19 protein-coding genes and 1 pseudogene are annotated in these 18649 nt (G+C 42.1%); 9 read left to right on the top strand and 11 right to left on the bottom strand.

The window, feature by feature from the left end; all coding sequences use genetic code 11:
• The first annotated feature begins 2 nt into the window (after positions 1 to 2).
• Positions 3 to 701: a M48 family metalloprotease gene (locus tag MNR06_RS00105; RefSeq protein WP_243537792.1), complete on the top strand. Its 699-nt coding sequence runs from the start codon at positions 3 to 5 to the stop codon at positions 699 to 701.
• On the opposite strand, the gene MNR06_RS00100 is transcribed toward MNR06_RS00105, so the two are convergent.
• Positions 698 to 1987, bottom strand: coding sequence for an MFS transporter (locus MNR06_RS00100; protein ID WP_243537791.1), 1290 nt, complete (start codon positions 1985 to 1987; stop codon positions 698 to 700). The two genes, MNR06_RS00105 and MNR06_RS00100, sit on opposite strands and share 4 nt — an antisense overlap.
• 44 nt (positions 1988 to 2031) lie before the next feature.
• Between MNR06_RS00100 and MNR06_RS00095 the strand changes: the two genes are divergently transcribed.
• A complete protein-coding gene (locus tag MNR06_RS00095; RefSeq protein WP_243537790.1) occupies positions 2032 to 2289 on the top strand; it encodes a metal-sensing transcriptional repressor in 258 nt (85 codons plus the stop codon).
• 47 nt (positions 2290 to 2336) lie between these two features.
• Here the strand turns inward: MNR06_RS00095 and MNR06_RS00090 are convergent, their stop codons facing one another.
• Positions 2337 to 2885 carry a hypothetical protein gene (locus tag MNR06_RS00090; protein ID WP_243537788.1) on the bottom strand — a complete coding sequence of 183 codons (549 nt, stop codon included), beginning with the start codon at positions 2883 to 2885 and terminating at the stop codon, positions 2337 to 2339.
• A 205-nt stretch (positions 2886 to 3090) separates the two neighbouring features.
• On the opposite strand from MNR06_RS00090, the gene MNR06_RS00085 reads away from it, so the two are divergent.
• The 4 genes from MNR06_RS00085 to MNR06_RS00070 all read left to right on the top strand — a co-directional run bounded on the left by MNR06_RS00085 (position 3091) and on the right by MNR06_RS00070 (position 5499).
• Positions 3091 to 3630 carry a DUF488 domain-containing protein gene (locus MNR06_RS00085; protein ID WP_243537787.1) on the top strand — a complete coding sequence of 180 codons (540 nt, stop codon included), beginning with the start codon at positions 3091 to 3093 and terminating at the stop codon, positions 3628 to 3630.
• Positions 3627 to 4061 (top strand): group III truncated hemoglobin, encoded by a 435-nt coding sequence (locus MNR06_RS00080; RefSeq protein WP_243537786.1) that lies wholly within the window; start codon positions 3627 to 3629, stop codon positions 4059 to 4061. The genes MNR06_RS00085 and MNR06_RS00080 overlap by 4 nt, the downstream gene beginning before the upstream one ends.
• 73 nt (positions 4062 to 4134) lie before the next feature.
• Positions 4135 to 4590 (top strand): cupin domain-containing protein, encoded by a 456-nt coding sequence (locus MNR06_RS00075; RefSeq protein ID WP_243537785.1) that lies wholly within the window; start codon positions 4135 to 4137, stop codon positions 4588 to 4590.
• Between the two features lie 213 nt (positions 4591 to 4803).
• Positions 4804 to 5499: a hypothetical protein gene (locus MNR06_RS00070; protein WP_243537784.1), complete on the top strand. Its 696-nt coding sequence runs from the start codon at positions 4804 to 4806 to the stop codon at positions 5497 to 5499.
• 5 nt (positions 5500 to 5504) lie between these two features.
• Here MNR06_RS00070 and MNR06_RS00065 read toward each other — a convergent pair whose 3' ends face one another.
• The 5 genes from MNR06_RS00065 to MNR06_RS00045 form a co-directional block, all read right to left on the bottom strand.
• Positions 5505 to 6590 (bottom strand): serine hydrolase domain-containing protein, encoded by a 1086-nt coding sequence (locus tag MNR06_RS00065; RefSeq protein ID WP_243537783.1) that lies wholly within the window; start codon positions 6588 to 6590, stop codon positions 5505 to 5507.
• 139 nt (positions 6591 to 6729) lie between these two features.
• A complete protein-coding gene (locus MNR06_RS00060; RefSeq protein ID WP_243537782.1) occupies positions 6730 to 7026 on the bottom strand; it encodes a hypothetical protein in 297 nt (98 codons plus the stop codon).
• Positions 7027 to 7093: 67 nt separating this feature from the next.
• On the bottom strand, positions 7094 to 8404 hold the full coding sequence (locus MNR06_RS00055) for a hypothetical protein (RefSeq protein WP_243537781.1): 1311 nt from the start codon (positions 8402 to 8404) through the stop codon (positions 7094 to 7096).
• A 157-nt stretch (positions 8405 to 8561) separates the two neighbouring features.
• Positions 8562 to 9470 carry an acyltransferase domain-containing protein gene (locus MNR06_RS00050; protein WP_243537780.1) on the bottom strand — a complete coding sequence of 303 codons (909 nt, stop codon included), beginning with the start codon at positions 9468 to 9470 and terminating at the stop codon, positions 8562 to 8564.
• Positions 9471 to 9566: 96 nt separating this feature from the next.
• Positions 9567 to 9923 carry a TRASH domain-containing protein gene (locus MNR06_RS00045; RefSeq protein WP_243537779.1) on the bottom strand — a complete coding sequence of 119 codons (357 nt, stop codon included), beginning with the start codon at positions 9921 to 9923 and terminating at the stop codon, positions 9567 to 9569.
• A 106-nt stretch (positions 9924 to 10029) separates the two neighbouring features.
• Here MNR06_RS00045 and MNR06_RS00040 point away from each other — a divergent pair, with 106 nt between their 5' ends.
• Positions 10030 to 10578, top strand: a complete 549-nt coding sequence (locus MNR06_RS00040) for a dihydrofolate reductase family protein (RefSeq protein ID WP_243537778.1) — start codon at positions 10030 to 10032, stop codon at positions 10576 to 10578.
• On the opposite strand, the gene MNR06_RS00035 is transcribed toward MNR06_RS00040, so the two are convergent.
• Positions 10575 to 10913 (bottom strand): 4a-hydroxytetrahydrobiopterin dehydratase, encoded by a 339-nt coding sequence (locus tag MNR06_RS00035; protein ID WP_243537777.1) that lies wholly within the window; start codon positions 10911 to 10913, stop codon positions 10575 to 10577. The two genes, MNR06_RS00040 and MNR06_RS00035, sit on opposite strands and share 4 nt — an antisense overlap.
• Positions 10855 to 11859: a phospholipase D-like domain-containing protein gene (locus MNR06_RS00030; RefSeq protein WP_243537776.1), complete on the bottom strand. Its 1005-nt coding sequence runs from the start codon at positions 11857 to 11859 to the stop codon at positions 10855 to 10857. The genes MNR06_RS00035 and MNR06_RS00030 overlap by 59 nt, the downstream gene beginning before the upstream one ends.
• Before the next feature lie 139 nt (positions 11860 to 11998).
• On the opposite strand from MNR06_RS00030, the gene MNR06_RS00025 reads away from it, so the two are divergent.
• Positions 11999 to 13654, top strand: coding sequence for a hypothetical protein (locus MNR06_RS00025; RefSeq protein WP_243537775.1), 1656 nt, complete (start codon positions 11999 to 12001; stop codon positions 13652 to 13654).
• A gap of 248 nt (positions 13655 to 13902) precedes the next feature.
• The gene (locus MNR06_RS00020) at positions 13903 to 15552 is read left to right on the top strand and encodes a HAMP domain-containing protein (protein WP_243537774.1); all 1650 of its coding nucleotides are present in this window, start codon (positions 13903 to 13905) and stop codon (positions 15550 to 15552) included.
• Here MNR06_RS00020 and MNR06_RS00015 read toward each other — a convergent pair.
• Together MNR06_RS00015 and MNR06_RS00010 are read right to left on the bottom strand one after the other, a co-directional pair.
• On the bottom strand, positions 15544 to 16974 hold the full coding sequence (locus MNR06_RS00015; RefSeq protein ID WP_243537773.1) for a fibrinogen-like YCDxxxxGGGW domain-containing protein: 1431 nt from the start codon (positions 16972 to 16974) through the stop codon (positions 15544 to 15546). The two genes, MNR06_RS00020 and MNR06_RS00015, sit on opposite strands and share 9 nt — an antisense overlap.
• 3 nt (positions 16975 to 16977) lie before the next feature.
• Positions 16978 to 18648, bottom strand: a pseudogene (locus MNR06_RS00010) (tail fiber domain-containing protein); the annotation flags it as partial.
• Position 18649: the final 1 nt, after the last annotated feature.

Below are 18649 nucleotides of genomic sequence, written 5' to 3'. Positions count from 1 at the left end.
TTATGAGTTTAATCAGAACACTTCTGCTATTTAGTTTTTCCTTAGTACTTCTTGGGTGTAACTGCGCTTTTGCTTCCAGCAGTAGCGATGATCAAAAAATCCGCGAAGTCCTAGCCATCTTTGAAACTCAGTTTTCTGACGTGCAGTTTATTTATTCTGCGGATTCTGAAGAAGTGAATGCACAGGCCATTCAGTTTTTTGGCGATAAGGCCGTCATGGTTATGGCAGGTCTTAACCACATCGAAGGAATTACGACGGATGATCTGGCTTTGGTGCTTTGCCATGAACTAGGACATCATTTTGCGGGAGCCCCTTATCTTCCTAGCATGTCGGGCGAGCGCTGGGCCTCTGCTGAAGGAATGGCTGACTTCTGGGCTATGAAACAGTGTTTTCCTAAGATTTTTAAATTCTTACCGCAGGTAAGCCGACCTGCATCCGCTTCAACAACCAGATTTTGCTCACTTCAATCTTCAAGATTAAATGAAACATTTTGTATACGCTCCACTGAGGCCTCATTATTTATCGCTCAGCTAAGTGCAAAAACATCGAAAAACCACTCTGCCCCAAGTATTGAAAAGTTAGGTGCCCCCAAAGTTACTGAAACCCTGACAGACTACCCCACACCTCAATGCCGACTGGATACATTTATTTCAGGCATGGTCGGAAGAAATTTGCCGCCGCCATGCTGGTATGTTCCCTAATTTTGTCTGTGGTGCTTCGACCATCTGAAGAATACAAAATTAGCCAACAGCACAGCAACAAAGGATCCATACACCAGGTATTTAAAATCCTCGGTGTTAGGCAAAAGACTTCCTAATACGAACAGCACCAAAGTTGCTAACGTCGTCATTAAATAACTTAAGGAATTAAGCTCCCCCCGCTTAGCTTCGGGGATAAGTCGTTGGCGCAATTCAAACTCGCCATTTGAAAATCCGTAAAGCCCGATTCTTGAAAAAAGAATGCAGATTAAAAACACATAAACGGCAAATCTATCATCAAAGCTGAATGCCAAAATCCCAACTGCTAACATCCCGCCCTGAAAAGCCAGATGGGCCTTAGAGCTTTTTATTAATCCCCACTTATTCACTAAAAACGGAAAGCTAAAGGTTGAGATAAGTCCAAACAAGGCGCCCAAACCACGAAACAAACCAATCTCTGATTCTGGTAAGGATATTTGATCTTTTAGGTAACCCGCTAATAAAACTCCGTGGGGACTTAAGACCGACAGCCATAAAAGAGCATAACTGAAGATTAAGAAAAAGATGGGATTGCTCACTGCTTTTTTCAAATCAACTTGAACAAGGTCTTTCCAACTTTCGGTGCTGCTTTTTACTTCTTTTAAAACTTTAGAACTATTAACGACGTTTCTTAAAAGCAGAAACTCTGGAACAAACGATGCCAGATTCCAAAGCGCAATCAGGGCTAACCCTAATAAATGAACCGAGGCTGATTCTAAAGAATAAATAAGCCCAGCAATGATGGGTGCCCCCACTTCAGTGCCCAGATCAATTCTGCGTAACCAGCTATTAAACCATGTCAGACGATCAATAGGAACTAGTGACGGAGCTAGATCGTTCCCCACGGAGATATCTGTAATAACCGAACCGATAGAAGCAAGAATTCCAAATAAGCTTAGAACGGCAAACACTGACAATACTTGAGCATCCGAAAAGCCAAGTCCCTGATGGACGATTTTATCTAAATAGTAAAAACTAAAGATCCCACCTAGAACGGCAATAAACTGCAGCCAAACCCCTGCACTGACGACTCGAATTCTTTGGTTCGCATCTATCCACTTGCCGGCAGAGGTCGTTAAAAAGAAAGTTCCGATTTTAACAATGAGATAATAGAAGGCCGCAATCTGAAGGCGCCCCGGAAAGACATGCAACAAGGCAAAAGGAATCACAAAATCCCAGGCCTGATCGCCGGAACGAGTTAACAATCTTCCAAGAAGCAATCTTTTCTCTACGTTAAAAAAACCATTCATACTAATTGACATCCTATCCCCAGGGAGGGGATACGTATAAATCTATGAGCCATAAAAATCAACACACAAGTCATGACGAAGTATCAAAAAGACTGAAAAGGGCCAAAGGGCACCTTGAGAAGGTTATTCAAATGCTTGAAGACGGACAAGAATGCGTAGATGTGGCAAGGCAGCTGCACGCTGTTTCTAATGCAATTATCGCGGCTAAGGCGACCTACATCCACGATCATATAGAACATTGCCTGGATGGCAATCACGTGGACTTATCAGAACTGAAAGAGATTACTAAGTACATCTCTTGATACTATAAAAATAAAGATGCGGCTCTCACCGCATCTTTAATAATGAATTAGTCTTTCCAGGAATTAGAATAAATAGCTAAAGAATCTTGCGCTAAAAGGCTATAACGTTTCCAGTTAATAGAACCATCTGTGTTGTACTTCGTTCCGTATACTTGAGTGGTTACTTCTTTACCGTACTCATAAGCCAACATTTCTTCCATTTTATCTAAATCGGCAAATAATTGTGGACTGAACTTCATCAGGCTGGTTAGACTTAAGCGACCATAGATTTTGCCTTTTTGGTAGCGACTAACAACTGCGCTATAGCCTTGAGAGTAATTTGCATGCTCTTTCATTCTTAAAGCGTAATTTGTACCTTCAAGTTTTTTAGAGATTGTGCGAAGTTTTGCTTGGTTTTGCTCGACGGCGATAGGATCAAGGTTATTACCTTTTTTTGCAGCATCGCGCGCAGCAATGATAGATACAACCAAACCACCGATGATCACTACACCACACACTGGATGCGGAGCTAAACACACAACCGCTGGCGCAGGAGCTGCTGCAAGTAAGCTAGCTAATGAAAGCATCGCTGCTTTTTTTGATAAATTAAGTTTCATAAATTTCTCCCTTTTTGTTTTTTTAGTGAAGGACGCGATTTATACCGAGGAAATTCGTTCGCACAACAAAGGAATGTAGTGTGACAGACATTTAAGAGAGAGAAGCTTGATTCCGCAGAAGATGGCGGAACATTGATTCTTCACTCGTAATGTACTTCTGCACCTCTAGTTTTTTAAAGCGTCCACCCATGGGAACTTCAAGTTTATGAAAACTCAAAAACCTGTGCGCATCTTTACTGTGGGCCATTCCAATCGCTCGATAAAAGAATTTATCGAAATGCTTCAAGCCTATAAGTTAAAACTTCTTATCGACGTTCGCACTATTCCGAAATCTCGTCATAACCCGCAATTTGGCGAAACGAAAATATCAAGATCCCTAGAAAAGGCTGGCATCGAGTACGTACAGATGAAAGGACTGGGAGGACTTCGTCATCCAAAAAAAGATTCAAAAAACAAAGCCTGGAGAAACACTTCGTTTCGCGGCTATGCCGACTATATGCAAACTGAAGAATTTCAGAAAAATCTTGTAAGACTGATCAATAAATCCAAGCGCAAAAGGTTAGTTATCATGTGTTCTGAAGCGGTGCCATGGAGATGTCACCGTTCCCTGATCTCTGACGCCCTTATAGTTAAAAAAATTTCCTCTGAAGAAATATTCACGAAGACGTCGCATCGTCCCCATAAACTGACTTCCTTTGCGCGGGTCAGGGCTGGTAAGATTACTTATCCGGAGAATAGTTCATGACCCAAGGAAAACCGCAAGACGACGAAGCAATTATTGTTAACGGCATTTCTTTTTCACATAAAGATATCTTTGACGTGGTTGATGATTTTTATACGCGAATTCAAAATGACCCCGCTTTAAAGGTGCCCTTTCAATCTGTTCACGATTGGCCCGAGCATATCGAAAGACTTACCCACTTTTGGTGGGCTCGTTTTGGGGGAAGGATATATCTTTTTAACGATTACAACCCCGTAGCAAAACACTTCTATGCAGGATTTAATCGCGAGCTGCTAACCCGCTGGCTAGAGATTTTTGGCGAAACTCTTGCAACCCACTTAAAGCCAGATCAAGCAAAGCTTTGGAAGATGATTGCAGAAAGAATGGGTGAAAGCCTTTCAATCCGCAACGATCTTTTAAAAGAAGAATTTGCCGCACTTAAAGATAAAAAGTAGTTTAACACTCTAACACATTTTTATTTAAGGTCCTGACTTCTTTTGCATATCTTCACACAAAAGGAGTTAAGCCATGATTCAATTATTATTAGCACTATCTCTAGTTCCGCAACCATCACTCGCCGCAGACTCTGCGGACCACATCATGATGAAGTCAGAAGAAGTAAAATGGATGGATGCTCCAACATCCCTACCCAAGGGTGCCAAGACAGCTGTGATTTACGGTGACCCGTCTAAAGAGGGTCCATTTGCGATGAGAATTAAATTTCCAGCTAATTATTTAATTCCTCCGCATACTCATCCAAAAGATGAAGTTGTAACTGTTATTTCTGGAACTCTATTAATGGGATTAGGAGCAGATGCGAAAGCAAAGCCAATGAATCTTCCTGCGGGTAGTTTTGCGGTGATGAAGGTGGGCACTCAGCACTTTGCAAAAAGTGAAAAAGAGGCTGTTGTTCAGTTAAACGGCGTCGGCCCTTGGGGAATTACTTACGTCAATCCTGCAGATGATCCGCGCACGAATAAATAATTCTTAGTCGAAGGTGCGACGCCTTTAGTAGCAGCAGTCCGTCTGTTTGCAACTTGTGTCGCTCCTGTTTGATTTCCCCATCAGAAAACCAGAGAAATTTAAATATTACGCTAGACTGTGATCTAATTTTTTTTAAAGTATTTTCGGTTTAACCGTCTGTAATTTGCTGCCGAAGTTGTTGTTTATTATTCTAAGCAAATGAAAACCTTAGTGATGCTCTTTCTCTTATTTCCATTTGTCAGTCAGGCGCAGCCTGAGATCACTATGGGTTATCCTTATAAATTTGATCGCAATAAGGCTTTGCTTGAATATGCACTGTTATACAAAACGGCTTTCAAAGAAGCGGGATACACCTTAGTGCCAAAGCCAGTGGCCATTAAGTCATCTTTTGAAATGCTAGTTTCCGGGGAAGTTGACTCCATCGCCTACGACGATATGGCAGAAGGATCTGGCAGAGAAAATGTCATCTCAACAAGTTTCCCAGTGGCCACAACCCAAGCCCATATTTTCTACACCCGAAGAAATCCCGTCGATGACAGTAAGCTGAATCTTTATCGCGGCGTTATCTTACACAATAATCGACGGGTGGTTCAGTTCGCAAAAAAACAAAAGTTAAAATTTAGCGAAGCACACTCCCCTTACCAATGCATTCAAATGGTACTAGATAAAACTGCTGACTACTGTATTGCTTTAAAAGAGGTTGGAATGTCTTCCGTAGAGGCCATTCCCGACGCACAAAAGAATATCGTCATGCACATGAAACCAGTTTTGGAAATACCTGTTTATGTGTCCTTGAAAAAATCCTATCGCAGCGATCTTCCGAAGATTGAAGCTGCTTTAAAAAAACAGCTTACCGGAAATCTTAGTCAATATCCTTTGATTAAAGATAATCTGAATAAAAGTCCCTAAAGCTGTTAGTAAAAGTATTGTTCAAACACTTCCGTCTTTTCTGCCCATTGTTTAATAAATTTATAGCTATCCATAAGGATGACAACTTTAAGATCTGATTGCGGCACATGAGCGACTAAAGAATAGAAGCCTGGAGTCGAGCCATTATGCCAGTATCCTTTATAGGACTGAGATTCAGTCTTGACCCACCCGTGGGTATAAAACAGCTTGGACTTATCAAGCTTTTCGATGATTCCACTTTCTTGAGCGTACTCTAACCACTTTATTAGATCATAGGCCGTTGATTGGATTCCTCCAGTGCCAGCAAGGATATGCAAAGATCTTTTTGAATCCATATTACCTGATATATCCATGTAGGGAATTAAACCCTTCACCGGAAAACTATCTTGCTTTGAAATCGCCGATGTTGAAGTCATATTTGTTTTACTCGCTAGTTCTGCCACTAGCTCAGAAAACCTTCTTCCGCTATGAATTTCAAGAATTCTTGAAAGAACTAAAAAACCAAAGTTTGAATAATCGAACGTTTCACCTGGCGATCTTAATAAATCAGTGTCAGCAAGAACTAATGTGTCGATGTCTTGAAGTTGCCAGTCATCGTTAAAAGTTCGCTTTAAGAAACTTAAAATACCTAAGTCACGACCGAAGCCACCTTTATGATCTAAAAGGTGTTGTAATGTGATCTGTTGAAGTTTCCCAACACAGAAATTTTTTAGCCAATGGCATACTGGCGTTTGCAAACTTAGATTTTTCCGTTTGGCTTGTTCATAGTACATCATGCCAACAAAAGACTTTGAAATACTGGCAATCGGATAATGCTTTGTTAGGGATCCATCTGAATAAAGAACCTGTGAACCCTGTTGGATGAGGATGCTTCCACTGATCAGATTTTTTGCTTTAAGGTCTTTCCAGGTATCAGCAATTCGCGAAGCAAGGATGTTAGCGGAAACTGTATCAACACGATTATCGAAGGAAAACATCTGGCCAGCCACCCATAAGAATGATGTAGCGACAAATAATCGGGTGATCGGATGGGATTTCTTGGCTGAGGATTTTTTAAAGTACTTGTGAATTCTATTTTTTAGGTTTTGCATGGCTTAGAGCTAATGCAGTACCGGTGCTCAATTTAAAACCACTATATTGGATTTAAAGTCTTATCGACCACTGAAATCCAAGTTATTGGGATTTGAATCTTGGAAAGCGGACGAAAAAATCCACCTTTTTAAAGAAAAATTAGTTCTTCACACACTTGGTTTTTTCAGGCTCGCAGATCGAAACCAAAGTTCGACTGCGGCACTTATCTAAGACCGCATCACGGGCCTCAGCTTCTGTTTTTCCCATGGCAGAAAAGCGATTTCCCATGGATTCAAGCTTGCAGGTATAGGTAGCAACTAGGCTCACTTTTCCTTCGCTAAGATCCAAAGCCAAGGCTCCCTCATTCGGATTTTTGTCATTAGGGTTCACAACCTTTAGACCACATCCTGTTGATATCACTAGGCCCAAGGCAAAAATAAAACCGACCACCTTCATACGCTCTCCATCCTTGAAGTTCTGGATAAAGAATATGCTGATGGTCAGTAGCGCCGCAAAGAAATAATTAAAGAGATTTTAAAAACTGAACTATATCTTCCGACTCTGCCGAAGACAGTCCGAGTTTTAGATGTCCATTATAGTGATCCACTACCGCTTTAAGATCAGCAAAACGACCATCGTGATAAAAGCCTCCTTTTTGATGACTCCATAGTCCTTTTAAAGGTGTCGTTCTATAACGTTCGTCAGGTGAACGTTTGGCTTGGAAGTCATCAATACCGATAGCTTCGGCCGTATGCATATTCCATCCTGGTTCGGTGTAAAGAGGTGGCACATGGCAAGTCGCGCACTTTGCTTTTTCATTAAATAGTTTCTGTCCCCGTGCCGCAGCAATTTCGTCATAGGTTTGTTTAGACGGCTTTGGTGCAGGTAAAGAAAGTTGATAGTGATGAAGAGCCGCAAGCTTGCTGGTAATGAGATCTTTTGCCGCTTTAGTGTGTCCCAATCTTGCCCGCGCAGCCACCGGGAATTTCTGGGCATCATCAAGTCTTGGATCGAAGAAAGTACCCTGCCCGTGCATTTCTAAATTCGCGACAAAGGCATTCCAGTACGTAACCGATCCCCAGCCTGTGTAGGTGTGTAGGTTAACGCCTGCCAAGCCAAACGCGGGAGGCAACAAAGTGGCCGCTGTCTTTCCATCGGGTCGAAAACCTTTTCCGTCTAAGAAAAGAATCGCATCAAATTTTCCTGGCCCCCAGGCTAAGACCACTTTTCTAGTGGTTTCATCACTGACACCAAGTAGATCATTAACTACTGTTAAATCAGGAGAAAGATTAATAACCGCACCCACGTTTAAATCGCGATTGGCCCATCCGTCTAATCTTCTGCCAATACCCGTCGTCAAAGAATTATCCACGGTCGAGTGACAAAGGGCGCACTGAATTCCCACAGAAGTTAAATTTCCTTCTTTGCTGAAGAAACCTTTTACGCCAATCACGGCATCTTCTTTTAATAAGACAAGAGTTGAATTAGGATCGTTAAGATCTACTTTTCCAGCTTTGATGGCATTTAAAGTGGCGCGGGACAATTCTTCAACATCAACCTTCAGCCCCACTGCCAAAGCTGTCGCAGGACTGACACCGGGACCAACCCCACCATTTTTTTCGCCCTTGATAGCATCATGTAGGCGTAACTTTCCGCCCCAGAATTCTTCACTGCCGAAAGTGTCATAACGAAATATTTTGCGACCTTGCGAAAACAGACGCTGATGACTGTTTTCGTTGATGGAATCGATCGTAAAAGCTGCTGCAGAAAGACCTAAAATTAGAATACCTGAAAAATAAAGCAGCTTTTTTCTAAATGAAGACTGATTTTTCATTTTTCTCTCCGTTTAATTTTTATTTCTACGACATCCTAGGAACGCGCATGTTGAAGGAGCAAATTAAATTGAGAACGAAATGAGAAAGACAAACCTGTTTAAATTGTTTTAATTATGAACGACACAGTCTTACGCAAAACCAAGATAGAAAGCCGTTTTATAACAACTGATAAGCCTCAACAGTTTCAACTTCGACGGGAATATCTCGCATGAGCCCTGTCAGACTACGACAAGGACCGATATTCACGAATTTTGAAATACCTTTATCATGTACTAAAGACTGAATGGCTTTGGACCACTGAACGGCTTGAGTTATACAAAGTAAAAACTCTTCTTTTATAATTTCAGTTTCAGAAATCGCGCGGGCGCTGACACTAGAAAAAATAGGAATCCGCGGCGCTTTTGTTTCAACTAAATTAAATTCACTCTTCACCGCTAATACATAAGGTAGGATATAACGGGAATGAACGGGATAATTTAAAATATTAATGATGTTCCAGTTCTTGTCTTCAGCGCGCTTTTCAACCTTCGCCAGGTCGTCAAATCTGCCACTGATATTTAAAAAACGTGGAGTCAGAATAGAAACATCCACCCCTTGATCTTCAAACCACTGATAATCGTTAAATTCAAACGGAGCTAAGTGCGGTGCTAGCACCCCTATGTTTCTTCCAATGGAATCTATACCGTCAATATGACCAGTAAAGCGAAGATGATTGTAAACTAAATCTTCAAAAGTATAACAGCCCACAAAAACCGCTCGGGCTAGATCTCCAAGAGAACACCCCATGACCCAATGTGGATCGCCCATTTTCTCGCGCAGCTTTTCCGCAACACCGACTTGGATGCAGCATATGGCTACGGCAGCGATGCTGATATTTTTCAGGGAGTAAACTTGTTCCGTGGGAAGCTCAAGGAATTCAGTAAAAGAAATTTTCTGACCGAAGCGTTCTAAAATCACTTTCTCAGCTCTTGAAAAATAACTTTGAACTTCCGGAAGGTGGGTGAAACGGTGGCGATCAGTCCTTCTTAAAAGAGCATTTAGACCGGGGAATAAGTATGCCACCATGGGACTCTCCTGTTCGATGAAAGCACAACAAAGGCTAGCACCGAACAAGGATTATGTTGCATTAACTTTTATGAAACTATGTAGCGTGGAAGTAATTTACTTCCCTTGCTTTGCGAACTTTTCAAAGGTCTTTTTACTTTCAAAGTAGATCACAGTGCCATCTTCCTTGGCCGCGATGACCGCTTTTGCTTTATCAACAGATTTGCCTGAAACCGGGTCTACACTGACTCGAGCAGATGCATCTTCCGACAAAGTCTTTTTGCAGTTTTCACAACATCCGTAATATGTTTTGCCTTGATGGCTTACAGGAATTTGTGTGCGCGGAAAAACCATATTAGTCACCATGCAAACTTTCTCGTTAGCTACGATTTGCAATTTTTCTGCGGCACTAACGAAACCTGCAAAAGTAAACAGCGAACAAAAAACAGCTGCAATTAAAAATCTCATCTTCATAATTCCTCCGCGATGGAAACCTTTAATTAACATATTATCTTATCTTTACTGCCTATAATTAAAAAAAACTTGCTCAATTCCTGCGACAAGTCATTAGTATATGAATATGAAAACAATCTATTACGGCGCCACAAGTATTAACGGTTTTATCGCTGATAAAAAAAATTCTTTAGACTGGTTGTTTCAATTCGATAAAGGTGGCGAAAGCAGTGGTCCAGAGTCCTACACGACTTTTATAAAAGATGTGAGAGCTATTTGCATGGGGTCAACCACCTACGAATGGTTATTAGAACATCAAATCTCTAAAGGACAGCCATGGCCCTATGACATGCCGGCGTGGGTTTTTACAACTCGGAACCTTCCAACCATTCCCGGCGCTGATATTCGCTTCGCCAAAGGTGACGTCAAACCAGTTCATAAAGAAATGCAACAATTCGCTGCAGGAAAAAACATCTGGGTCGTGGGTGGTGGTGAACTTGCTGGTCAGTTTTATGATGCAGGTCTTTTAGATGAAGTGATTTGGCAATTAGCTCCGCTGACTTTAGACGGAGGAGCTCCCCTTTTCCCAAGGACGGCAAAACCTCCTTTTAAACTATTATCGGTAAAACCCATCATGGATGTTTTTATCGAAGTTCATTATTCCATCGAATATTAATTAGAAAGCGCATTTATTTTTGCGGCACAAATAAAATCGTTTTCTGAAATGCCACCTTTTCCACCATTAACAGAATGGGTATTAAACTTTACCACACAGCGGTTATAGCCCACTTCTAAATCCGGATGGTGATCTTCGCGGTTGGCAATAAAAGCCACAGCATTTACGAAGCCAATAGTTTCATAAAAGTTTTTAAATGAAAACTTACGCTGGATTTTTCCATCTTGTAAATCCCAGCCAGGCACGGCTGCTAAAAACTCCGGAAGGGCTTTGTCATTAAGCCCAGCTTCGGTGGGATGGCATTTTTGTTTTAGAAGTTCTGATGGGTTCAACATGACTCTCCTCTATTTGGCGACTTAAATGGCGCGAAAGCTGTTTAGCTAATTCTGCATTTTTAAGATGTATATAAAGTTGGGGATGGATATTCACATCCTCATTCAACCAGTTGCCCGTACCCAAAGCGATTTCCGCTTTATCTTTAATCAAATATTTCGAATGGGTGAAATGAGTCCCAGGGGCAAAGTGCAGATCCTGCATACCTTCGGACTTCATTTTGTAAATGGTCTTTTGGGTTCTGCGCACATAACTCATGGCAAAAGCTGAATGGTGATGAACGAAACCTTTGATTTTTACCCCGCGTTCATGGGCTTTAATGAAAGCATCGCGAATATCTTTTTGATCAAAAAAGTATATCGAAAATTCCAAAGTTCTTTTTGCAGAACCGATCATTTCTAAAAGAACGTCCTTAAAAGCACCATCTGCGTGCATTGGTTCTTTTAAATCAATTCCTCCGTGACCCCCACCTTCCCACAGATGTTCAAAGTAGCGCATAAATTCTTTCGCGACGGACTTATCTTTGATCAACAAATTTGTTTCAGCATTTTTCACTAAGGACTGGTGAGTTAAATTCGTCGAACCAAAAAGCACCGTGCTTTGATCAACACAAAAGCCCTTCGCGTGGGTCGCACCATAAACAATTTCGATACCTGCATCTTCTAGATATCTTCCGGTGATGACGTTGCGATCGTAGGTTTCCCTTAATCCTTCAAGATAAAGGCGAATGCGCAAGCGAGGTTTTTGTTCTTTTAAAGCCACCAGCTTTTCTGCAATGGCAAAGGGCGTTGTATTAGTATTTAATTTCCCCGCAGCACTGCCGATCGCAAAAGAGTATTGCAAAATATCGATGCTTTTCTTGGCGCTTTCTAAAAGCGGTAAAAGAAAGTCCATGAAATTATCGTCCACAACCAGCTGAATTTTCGCTTCGTTTCGTGATGCAACCATGAATAATATTTCAACCCTTCAGCGAGCAAGCTTTAATCTTTTTCTCAGATCCGACAGCCGGACAGTTAAAATACATTTTTTTTAAAGCTTGAATCTAAAATTTAATTTATCTATTCAAAAAATAACGAAGCGAGGTTTCATGAAATTCCGTAGATATATTTTTATTTTCTTTTTCCTTTTCTTGTCTGTGGCTTCGGCAGAAAATTTAAGTCCGCTTTCTAAAAAAGTATACAACCGCCTTTCTGCTGCTAATTCTTACTTAAACTTTGATGGTTTAGTGCATATTTCTTGGAACCCACAAAATGTAAAGGTGGCACTTAGAAATGATTGGCTAGAAAATCTTTTAACCCAGGAACTACTAAAGACCTTAAAAAATCATCCTGACATCAAATGGGGTGAAGGTTATGTAAGATTGATAAATCATAATCCTCAAGACTCGACATTGTTTTTGCACACCTGGTTCCACGTCATCCCAAAAAAGGTTCCCTTTGAGCCCCGCATTCGCTGTAACGCTTATGTTCGTATTCACATGAAACCGGATCTTATAAAAAGATCTATTATTGAAGTTCTGGATCGCGAACCTATTAAAGATTGCGAAGTTAATGGAGCCCTTGGGCAAACGTTGAATTTAGGCGATTGGGTCAAAAATAAACTGAATGATAAAATTGCATCCCTTCCCGCCGAAAATTTCTTTTTAAAAATTGGCGAGTCCATCTTCCAAGACAGTGATCTTGTCGAAAAAATGGGGCGAATGTACTTATTAAAGGAACTGGAACCTTACACTTTCCTTTCTCTTGATGATTGTTCGGTTCCAAACGCAATTAATGTTTCAAGTGCCAATTTCGTGTGTTTACAAATGAAATGGCCGCTAGAGAAATTTTCAGAAAGTTTAAATAACATCCTAGCCATGCTTGAGCCTGCCACACCCGCTTTCAATGTCGTCGCTAACGAGCGCATTCAGCATTGGAAAAGCATCGCCCCTTTATGTGAGCACAAACAAATTCCTTATCCAAGTAAAGGAAACTGTGAGACGGGCGATATGACTCTGTTTTCAGGTCTATTATGCCTCAGTGGTGAAGAAGAAGGCTGTAAGATGGTCGCAGACTCTTTAGATCAAAAAGGTCAGTGGTGGCGCAGTCCCCATCTGATTGGATCAAACGAACAGACCAATGACTTTTCCGGCGACATGTTTGCTGGGGCTATGGCCTATTTGCATAAAACAAAGGATATTGCTTCTTATAATCGTTGGGTGAATTTCCTTTTAGCCAACACTAAAGATATTCCGGCGGCGGGTACCCCACGACTGACTTTTCACCGTAGCTGCTTTAAAGACACCAACGGCACTTGTCAGCTTATGGGCGATGATTGGTATTGGTTAAAAAGGCTTGGCAATCAGTTAGGAGTAAATACGGATCACTTTCCGGATTATGGCTATGAACCATCTTGGCTTCTGATTCAGTCCCTAACTAACGAACGAGGCTTCCGTTTACACCTGGTCGCCGTGGCAGTTTTGAACCACCTTCATCAGAAAACTAAAAACGTGAATATCGATCTTGCTGCGAAGGTCCTAAGCGCCAGAGAACCTGAAAATCCATTTTTTAGATTTTTAGCCTTCGGTAAAGAAAAAAGAGTTTTTGAATTACTAGATAAATACTGTCCTGCCTTTGGTTCCGCCGCCCCCACCCGCCAGCATCAGTGGAGTTGGGAAAGAGAAATTGAGGATAAAGCTTACGAGTCTTCGATGGGTTGGGATTGTGTGTTTATGGCAAATCTCATAAACGGGTTCCAGCGATAGTGGGCCTTAAGGGCCTAGGGATTTTGTATATCGGTGATGAAGAATTTTTTTAAAACTAAAATAGTTCACTTTCCTTTGGGATTAACTTTGACAGTTTTCTATATTCTTCATCTATTCATAAAACCTAAAGAACGAATAAAAGCGAAACGAAAACCATAGGCCCGGTGTCTATCGACAAGGCGTGATTCTGCCATTGCCAGCCGTCTTAGAGTCCCTGAAAATTAAAGCCAGAGGAACTTCTGGCAAGAATGGAAAACACCAAAAAGTCCCAACGCTGGAAAAATTTTAGATCCCTGGCGCTTAAAAGTCTTTCACTGAGCGTTCTGCTGGTGATGATCTTTGAAGTTCTGCCCACCCTTGGCGAATTTTGGTATACCGCAAGAATCACCCGTAATGAAGCTTCAGAATACGCGCACAAAGAAGCGATTCGCTTGGTCCAACTTGCTGCCCATGATCACGAACGGCTTGTCGCCAATGTTCAGCAATTATTATCTGTCCTTGTCGAAGTTCCAGAAATTCAAAGCGGCAAACCTAACGTATGCACTCCGTTTTTAAAAAAGATCCAAAAGCAACATCCCCTTTATGGCAATTTAGGTGTGATCGATTTAAAGGGAAATGTCCTATGCAGCGCTTTGCAAGTTCCCCCTAAAACGAACTTGGCTGATCGCTTGTATTTCACAAAAGCTCTTGAAAAAAAATCTTTTGCCATCGGTGAATTTCAAATCGGCCGTATCACCAAAAAACCCTCTTTGAATTTTAGCAATGTAGTTTTAGATGAAAATAAAAATGTTAAATACGTTATCTATGTGGCCTTGGATTTATCTTGGCTGGGACAATTAGCCAATACAGCAGTTTTACCTACGCAGGCGACGATGATGATTTTAGACCATAAAGGTTTCATCCTGGCTCGCTTTCCTGATTCAGATCTGCGCATCGGTAAAGTGATAGCGGATCAGAATATTCTTAAAGCCATCCGTTCTAACAGCGATGAGACAGTGATTGAAAGTTCTAAGATCGATAGCCTAGACCGCATGTTTGTTTTTAGAAAACTGCGCACAGCCCCTGAAGCTGGCAATATATATTTGACCGTGGGTGTTCCGAATTTTGTGTTTTATTCCCAAGTTGAAGAGATGCTGAATAAAAGCATGTCGCGAGAAGCCTTTGTCACCTTCATAGAAATTCTTTTTGCTTGGGTCGCAGGTTTTTTGTTTCTTTATCAAATTAAAAAAATTCAAAAAGCAGCCAAACGCTTAAAAGCGGGCGACCTTACGGCACGCACTGGATTAAAAAGTGGCTTTGGCGAATTAGAAACTTTGGCGCACACGTTTGATGATATGGCATCGGATTTAGAATCCCGCACGCGCGAAGCAGAAGCCGGCGCTAAGCGCTTAACTTTTTTAAGCGATTCTGCCAATCAGCTGTGTTCGTCGCTTGATTATAAAAAAATGTTAAAAACAGTTGCCGACCTTGCCACCCCCTTCATGGCGGATTTTTGTGCTATTGATATTTTTGAAGAAGGAAATTTAATCCGAGTTGCCGAGTCCCACGTCTTCCCAGAAAAGACGGCCTTATTTAGAACGATCACTGCAGATCCAGAACAATTGTCAGCCCCCCAACTTGTAACAAAAATCACCCCGGAATACTTGGACGAGTCGACAATCAAATTAGACAAAGTTCAATTGAAACAATTAGGGGTTGAGTCTTTAATGGTGCTGCCAATTAAGATTCATGGCAGCAGTATTGGCTCGGTGATCTTTGCATCCCACAGGCCTGATCATCTTTATCAGAAATCAGATCTTATCATCGCTTTAGATTTAACTGAATACATTGGTCTTGCCATTGAAAACGCTAATTTAGCTAAGCATAACGAACGGCAAAATAAAGACTTTTTATCTTAAATAGAATTTGAACGAACACGCGTTACCTTTACCGCTGTAGCAAACTTCCGTAGCCTTATAGGATGGAACGATCCCTTCCATTCCCGCTTCCACAGCGATGTTGAATGCATCCGCACCATTATAACCGTCATTAGCATTTTGGCCAGCACAACCTGCGGTTCGACTGGTGTGACGAAGGACCCCGGTACACTTGGTGTTATTATAATTCCAGTTACCGCCGGCAAGATCGATGTAAGCTGCGCCACCATTATAGGATGGTGAAATAAACATAGCGTCTGTGGTGTTCACCGTTATAGAAAAAGACTCTGGATTGATTGAAGCTTGGGCCGTACCCGATAAATGGCGACCGATGGTGGCTTGGGAATAAGTATTTACAAAGAAATCATTCGGAGTTGTACCAGTAGTTGATCCGTTTGAATACGCTACAAGTGTCCATCCACCACCACTTGTCGTCATATCACAATATGCTTCAAAAGCTGCGCCCGCCCCCGCACCATCAGGATCAATCGTATAAAGGCCATCACCTTTTGAAGCACCGGCATTTAAGATCGCTTTACAAGAATTATAAACTGTATGAGTGTCAGTTTCACGCATCCATAGATTTACTTCGGGCACACCTTTACCACTTCCTAGTACATCGGAGGCAGGAAGACCTACGTCAGGTGCTGTTCCCCACGCGGCGAATGAACCAATCGCATAGTACCAATTCCCGTGGTTTACAGAACCGTCAATGTGGGCAGAAGTTGATGCAGGCCCGTGGGTTCCTTGTGAAAGCTCTAACCCACCCCAGGCATTAGTATGTCCTTGCACGAATTCCGTAGTATATCCTGCAACGTCCACATCCGCGCGTGGATCCGATGTTTGCCACCACAAATTTTTTAATGTTTGGCCTGGCCAAGTTAAACGGAAATGATAACGATTCGTCGGAGTTCTAAAGTTATCGATCTGATTTAAAATAGAGTGATGATTTGCGGTCGGATCTGTGGGGTTTTTAACGGCGGCATCCGCTGAATCCACAAAATAACCACCAGCAATATTGTGTTTAAAAACCCTTGTCCATCCCCCACCATCAGTGGTCATGTCACAATAAACCGGGAACGGAGAACTGCCGGTCGGATCAACGTAATAAACGCCATCACCGGTGGATCCATTATTATTTAAAATATCTAAGCAGGAGCTGCATTTTTGTAAAGTAACGCCTGTGATAGTTGCTCCCCTGAACGCGGTCCACTCAGCCGCTGTTTTAGTGGGAACAAAATAATCTCTGGTCGCATGGGCATTAACGACCTTCTTACAGACGTTGTGGGCGTAGATGGCTCTAGTCGTGCCATGGTCGACTTTGAATCCAGTGCTTACGGTGTTGATACCCATCACCGTAAGACTGATAGTTAATAATAAGATGATTTTTGTAAGCGAGCGCACGACTTATCTTCCATTCAGAAGAACTTGTTCTAGTCTTTCTAGACGAGCCTTCAGATCTTGGTTCTCTTTCTCGAGTTTTTTATATCGTGCCTCAGACTGCTCGCTAACGGAAGCGATTCCGCGTTGCAATTGATCTTGAGCTTGAATTCTTTGCGCGTGTTCTTCTTTTAAAGCTTCAATAAGAATCGCTGTGATGTTTCCGTACTGAACGGCTTTGTATCCAGACTTAGCGTCTGTTTTTACTAGCTCTGGGTAAACCGCTTCCACTTCTTGAGCGATGAAACCAACAGTTTTTTCATTGGTATTTTTCCAAACGAAGTTTACACCGCGAAGTTTTAAGACTTTTTCTAAAGCGTCTGGCAAAGTGATGATTTCTTTTTTAAGTCTTGCATCTGAAGTATATAAGTAGGCAGTGGCTTTCACGTTTCCGTTGACTTCTAAAGCTTCACTTGGCGCCGTTGTGTTGATACCGACGTAACCCGTAGTTAGGAAAGTCATCTTTGAAGTATTACTTATACCAATTTGCAATGAGCTTGCTACTGAGTTCGTGATGGAATTACCGATTGTCACAGAGTTCGTGCCAGTAACAGTATTGCTTCTACCGGCCACAAAAGCGTTACCAGCATTTGTAACAGTATTGTCGCGCCCAAAGATATCCAAGGAGTAGCTGAATGAAGCTAGATTGGTTGTAGCGTCATTGCCAGATCCGATGATATTCATTGAACCGGTACTGCCACCAGATGTATTCGTAATCGTGTTGCTAGAACCAAAGATAAAGTTGCTCCAGTTAGTAAAAGTACCGTTACCAGAACCGATTATAGCCGCACCGTTCACTTGGAAATTTGCTACGGGTGTTTGACCAATACCGACTTCGCCGGTTGAAAGAATCGTCACACGGGCACTATTATTCGTTTCAAGAACTAAGTTTTGCGCATCATTCGTACCAACCGTCGCCGCAGCAGCAAGTGTGTTACCGCCATTAACGATAGCACCACCTGTACCAGTCACTGGAAGATCTGCAGCAACTAAAGCTCTGAAACTTGGCGCTGCTGCTGCACCTGTTGTTGGACCCGCGAAAACTGAATTCGCAGTCTGTGTAGAAAAGTTCGATCCTGTAATTGCAATTGTCGAACAAGTAAATGAATCAGATGCTGAACTCCAAGTAATTGCTTGGCCCGACGTACAAGACGATGCAGGCCATGGACTAGCGGAGGTTGCATTGATTAGATCTGTGTAGGTTAATTTTGTTGCACTCCACGCAGCGCCACCCCAACGAAGAGTTTGGCCCGTCGCTGTTCCGTTCGCAATTGAAATTACTGGAGTCGAAGTTCCCGTCGCCACTGAAATTGGTGCCGTGCCAGTTACACTTGTGACCGTTCCAGCCGTCGGAGTCACCCATTGTAAACCCGAAGCTTGCGCCGAGTTCGCTGATAACACCTGACCGTTAGTTCCCACAGGCAAGCGAATATCATTCGTACCGTCATTTACGATGATGTCACCTTTGGTGGTTAATGGAGATAAACCATTGAATGCCGCAATTGCTGTTGTTTGACCTGTACCACCGTTGGCAATTGGTAAAGTACCAGTTACATCGGCCGAAGCTAAACCAATCGCCGCACCACTACTTGCCGCAGTCAAGCGACCTTGAGCATCTACTGTGATTGAAGCGCGGGTA

It is taken from the genome of Bdellovibrio reynosensis, from assembly GCF_022814725.1.
Classification (GTDB): Bacteria; Bdellovibrionota; Bdellovibrionia; order Bdellovibrionales; family Bdellovibrionaceae; genus Bdellovibrio; species Bdellovibrio reynosensis.
The sequence above is the reverse complement of the archived record's forward strand: the minus strand, read 5'-3'. Positions and strand labels throughout refer to the sequence as shown.

Bases quoted from the DNA above. Each gene is read 5' to 3' on its own strand.
- MNR06_RS00105 (WP_243537792.1), top strand. From the start codon at position 3: ATGAGTTTAATCAGAACACTTCTGCTATTTAGTTTTTCCTTAGTACTT.
- MNR06_RS00100 (WP_243537791.1), bottom strand. From the start codon at position 1,987: ATGAATGGTTTTTTTAACGTAGAGAAAAGATTGCTTCTTGGAAGATTG.
- MNR06_RS00020 (WP_243537774.1), top strand. From the start codon at position 13,903: ATGGAAAACACCAAAAAGTCCCAACGCTGGAAAAATTTTAGATCCCTG.
- MNR06_RS00035 (WP_243537777.1), bottom strand. From the start codon at position 10,913: ATGTTGAACCCATCAGAACTTCTAAAACAAAAATGCCATCCCACCGAA.
- MNR06_RS00060 (WP_243537782.1), bottom strand. From the start codon at position 7,026: ATGAAGGTGGTCGGTTTTATTTTTGCCTTGGGCCTAGTGATATCAACA.
- MNR06_RS00030 (WP_243537776.1), bottom strand. From the start codon at position 11,859: ATGGTTGCATCACGAAACGAAGCGAAAATTCAGCTGGTTGTGGACGAT.
- MNR06_RS00055 (WP_243537781.1), bottom strand. From the start codon at position 8,404: ATGAAAAATCAGTCTTCATTTAGAAAAAAGCTGCTTTATTTTTCAGGT.
- MNR06_RS00045 (WP_243537779.1), bottom strand. From the start codon at position 9,923: ATGAAGATGAGATTTTTAATTGCAGCTGTTTTTTGTTCGCTGTTTACT.
- MNR06_RS00025 (WP_243537775.1), top strand. From the start codon at position 11,999: ATGAAATTCCGTAGATATATTTTTATTTTCTTTTTCCTTTTCTTGTCT.
- MNR06_RS00075 (WP_243537785.1), top strand. From the start codon at position 4,135: ATGATTCAATTATTATTAGCACTATCTCTAGTTCCGCAACCATCACTC.
- MNR06_RS00090 (WP_243537788.1), bottom strand. From the start codon at position 2,885: ATGAAACTTAATTTATCAAAAAAAGCAGCGATGCTTTCATTAGCTAGC.
- MNR06_RS00050 (WP_243537780.1), bottom strand. From the start codon at position 9,470: ATGGTGGCATACTTATTCCCCGGTCTAAATGCTCTTTTAAGAAGGACT.
- MNR06_RS00065 (WP_243537783.1), bottom strand. From the start codon at position 6,590: ATGCAAAACCTAAAAAATAGAATTCACAAGTACTTTAAAAAATCCTCA.
- MNR06_RS00040 (WP_243537778.1), top strand. From the start codon at position 10,030: ATGAAAACAATCTATTACGGCGCCACAAGTATTAACGGTTTTATCGCT.
- MNR06_RS00095 (WP_243537790.1), top strand. From the start codon at position 2,032: ATGAGCCATAAAAATCAACACACAAGTCATGACGAAGTATCAAAAAGA.
- MNR06_RS00085 (WP_243537787.1), top strand. From the start codon at position 3,091: ATGAAAACTCAAAAACCTGTGCGCATCTTTACTGTGGGCCATTCCAAT.
- MNR06_RS00080 (WP_243537786.1), top strand. From the start codon at position 3,627: ATGACCCAAGGAAAACCGCAAGACGACGAAGCAATTATTGTTAACGGC.
- MNR06_RS00070 (WP_243537784.1), top strand. From the start codon at position 4,804: ATGCTCTTTCTCTTATTTCCATTTGTCAGTCAGGCGCAGCCTGAGATC.